Genomic DNA, 2,419 nt, shown 5'->3' with positions numbered 1-2,419 from the left:
TGTGGATCGGCGTGGAATAGGGACCCTGTTGGAGGGGTGATCGGCGTCCAAACGGGACCCCTCTGACGGCGGGGTTCACGGTGGTTCCCGGGATGATCGGGAGCCTGGGTCGGGATGCTGGTCGTGGAGACGGTGGCAAAGATCCGGCGGCTGCACCGGGTACAGGGCAAGTCGATCAAGGCGATCTGCCGCGAGCTCGGGATCTCGCGGAAGGTGGTCCGGAAGGTTCTGCGGTCCGGAGAGACGGAGTTCCGCTACAGCCGGGCACGGCAGCCGCAGCCCAAGCTGGGGCCGTGGCAGGCCGAGCTGGAGCGCCTGCTGACGGTGAACGAGGCGCGGTCGCGGCGGGAGCGTCTGACGCTGGTGCGGGTCTACGAGGCGCTGCGCGGGCTCGGGTACGAGGGCGGCTACGACGCGGTCCGGCGGCACGCGCGGGGGTGGCAGGCCTCGCGCTCGACGGCGGTGGCCGCGGCCTTCGTGCCGCTGAGCTTTGCGCCGGGCGAGGCGTACCAGTTCGACTGGAGCCACGAGGTGGTGCTGATCGGCGGCACGACGGTGACCGTCAAGGTCGCGCACGCGAGGCTGTGCCACAGTCGGATGCTGTTCGTGCGGGCCTACCCGCGCGAGACGCAGGAGATGGTGTTCGACGCCCATGACCGGGCGTTCGCCTTCTTTCGAGGTGCCTGCACGCGGGGCATCTACGACAACATGCGGACCGCGGTCGACGCGATCCTGGTGGGACGGGACCGCGTCTATAACCGGCGTTTCCTGCGCATGTGCAGCCACTACCTGGTGGAGCCCGTGGCCTGCAGCCCGGCATCGGGCTGGGAGAAAGGTCAGGTCGAGAACCAGGTCGGGCTGGTGCGGGAGCGGTTCTTTACGCCGCGGCTGCGGGTGCGGAGCTACGAGGAGCTGAACGCCCTGCTGCTGGACCGGTGCGTGGCGCATGCCAGGGCCAGTCGGCATCCGGAGATGCGGGAGCGAACGGTCTGGGAGGCGTTCGAGACGGAGCGGCCGAGCCTAGTGCCCTATGCCGGGCGGTTCGACGGGTTCCATGCCGTGACCGCGGCAGTGTCCAAGACCTGTCTCGTCCGGTTCGACAACAACAAGTACTCGGTGATGGCGAGCGCGGTGGGGCGGCCGGTCGAGATCCGGGCCTATGCCGATCGGATCGAGCTGCGCCAGGACGGCCGGGTGGTGGGCGAGCACCGGCGCGTGTTCGGGCGGGATGGGACGGTGTTCGACCCCTGGCACTACGTGCCGGTGCTGGCCCGCAAGCCAGGGGCGCTGCGCAACGGGGCGCCGTTCAAGGACTGGCTACTTCCTGGGGCGCTGGAGCGGATCCGCCGCAAGCTGGCCTCGGCCAGCGACGGCGACCGGCAGATGGTGGAGGTCCTGACCGCGGTGCTCGACGACGGCCTGGCCGCGGTGGAGGCCGCCTGCGCCGAGGCGCTGCGGGACGGCGTCCACTCGGCGGACGTGATCCTCAACATCCTTGCCCGGCGGCGCGAGCCCGCGCCGCCGGTGACGGTCCTGACCCCGGACGCCCTGCGGCTGCGGCACGCGCCGCTGGCCGACTGCAGCCGCTACGACAGCCTGAGAGGAGGCCTCTGATGGAACGTTCCGAGATCCTCGCCACCATGGGCGAGCTCAAGCTCTACGGCATGAAGGGTGCGTTCGACGCCATCATCACGGCCGCCGTCAAACGCCAGCACGAGCCGCAGCAGGTCATCGGCGACTTCGTCTCGGCCGAGATCGCCGAGAAGCAGGCGCGCTCGATCAAGTACCAGATCGCCACCGCCAAGCTGCCACTGGCCAAGGACGTGGACGAGTTCGGGTTCGACGGCACCCCGGTCAACGAAACCCTGGTACGCGACCTCGCGGGCGGCGGGTTCCTCGCCCACCAGCGCAACGTGGTGCTCGTCGGTGGCACCGGTACGGGCAAGACCCACCTGGCCATCGCCATCGCCCGGGCCTGCATCCGCGACGGAGCCCGCGGGCGGTTCTACAACGTGGTCGACCTCGTGAACCGCCTTGAGGCCGAGACCCGGGCCGGGCGCCAGGGGCGCATCGCCGACCACCTCTGCCGACTGGACTTCGTCGTCCTCGACGAGCTCGGCTACCTGCCGTTCGCCCTGTCCGGCGGTCAGCTGCTGTTCCACCTCGTCAGTCGCCTCTACGAGCAGACCTCGGTCATCGTCACCACCAACCTCGCCTTTGGCGAATGGCCCAGCGTATTCGGCGACGCCAAGATGACGACGGCCCTGCTGGATCGCCTCACCCACCACTGCGACATCGTCGAGACCGGCAACGACAGCTGGCGGTTCAAGAACCGCGTCTGACTACCCCCTCAGCACGCCTCGCCAGAGGGGTCCCTATTGCGCGCCGATCCGGGGTCCCGATTCCGTGCCGATTGACA

General features: G+C 69.5%; 2 protein-coding genes. Both read left to right on the top strand.

Annotated elements, in window-relative coordinates; genetic code table 11:
* The first annotated feature begins 114 nt into the window (after nucleotides 1–114).
* Nucleotides 115–1,614 (top strand): IS21 family transposase, encoded by a 1,500-nt coding sequence (gene istA, locus J5Y10_RS27540; RefSeq protein WP_209377364.1) that lies wholly within the window; start codon nucleotides 115–117, stop codon nucleotides 1,612–1,614.
* On the top strand, nucleotides 1,614–2,342 hold the full coding sequence (gene istB, locus J5Y10_RS27535) for an IS21-like element helper ATPase IstB (RefSeq protein WP_209377362.1): 729 nt from the start codon (nucleotides 1,614–1,616) through the stop codon (nucleotides 2,340–2,342). Before istA ends, istB begins: the two co-directional genes overlap by 1 nt.
* The last annotated feature ends 77 nt before the right edge of the window (nucleotides 2,343–2,419 follow it).

It is taken from the genome of Roseomonas indoligenes, assembly GCF_017813365.1.
GTDB classification, from domain to species: Bacteria; Pseudomonadota; Alphaproteobacteria; order Acetobacterales; family Acetobacteraceae; genus Roseomonas; species Roseomonas indoligenes.
This window is presented reverse-complemented; position numbering and strand designations above follow the sequence as displayed.

What these genes read in the sequence shown, in the direction of transcription:
- istA (WP_209377364.1), top strand. Translation starts at nt 115, where the DNA reads ATGCTGGTCGTGGAGACGGTGGCAAAGATCCGGCGGCTGCACCGGGTA.
- istB (WP_209377362.1), top strand. Translation starts at nt 1,614, where the DNA reads ATGGAACGTTCCGAGATCCTCGCCACCATGGGCGAGCTCAAGCTCTAC.